The organism is Providencia sp. 6390 (assembly GCF_058148425.1).
This window is the reverse complement of the sequence record NZ_JBYVYL010000034.1, coordinates 1-719: the sequence shown is the minus strand read 5'-3', so window position 1 is coordinate 719 and position 719 is coordinate 1. Positions and strand designations below refer to the sequence as shown.

Here is a 719-nt window from a genome sequence, read left to right as displayed (position 1 = left end):
AATTGGGCTCGTGATTATTATGCGCCATTAAGGGCACTTAACAGTATTGTTTCTTCCCCTGTCGCCTTTGATGCTACCGTCACCAGCCTGTATTTGCCGCTGTTATCGGGAGGCACAATGCAGCTTCTTCACGACGGGCAAGAACTCGCCGAGTTGCTACCTGCGCTGCTTCGCGCGCCATCTGGCACACTGGTAAAAATTACACCAACGCATCTTGCCGCATTAGCACAAGAGCTACTGTCTGTGCAACCGACTCCCTCTATCGGCTCAGACTTGCTATTTGTGGTCGGTGGTGAAGCGCTCTCTTGCGCTACCGTGACACTTTGGCAAAAATTAGCCTCTGGTGCACGGATCATCAATGAATATGGCCCAACTGAAACCGTTGTGGGTTGTGTGGCTTTTGATACTCACACACTAAATCCGTTGGGTGACAGCGTGCCAATTGGTCGTCCGATTGCCAATACCCGCATTTATATTTTGGATGCGCAAGGCCAACCTGCACCGCTTGGTGTTACGGGGGAGATTTATATCGCGGGCTCAGGTGTTGCGCGCGGCTACCTGAATCAACCCGAACTCACCGCAGAACGCTTTGTGGTCGACCCATTTAGCCACCAATCTGGTACTAAAATGTACAGAACGGGCGACCTTGGTCGTTGGCTGTCTGATGGTAATATCGACTATTTAGGCCGCAACGATTTCCAAATTAAAATACGTGGTTT

The 719-nt window shown here is 50.6% G+C and carries 1 protein-coding gene; it reads left to right on the top strand.

Annotation, left to right across the window (positions count from 1 at the left end; genetic code table 11):
* Positions 1–719: AMP-binding protein (locus tag AC3Z9T_RS21395; protein WP_490128066.1), on the top strand; the 719-nt coding region annotated here is incomplete at both ends.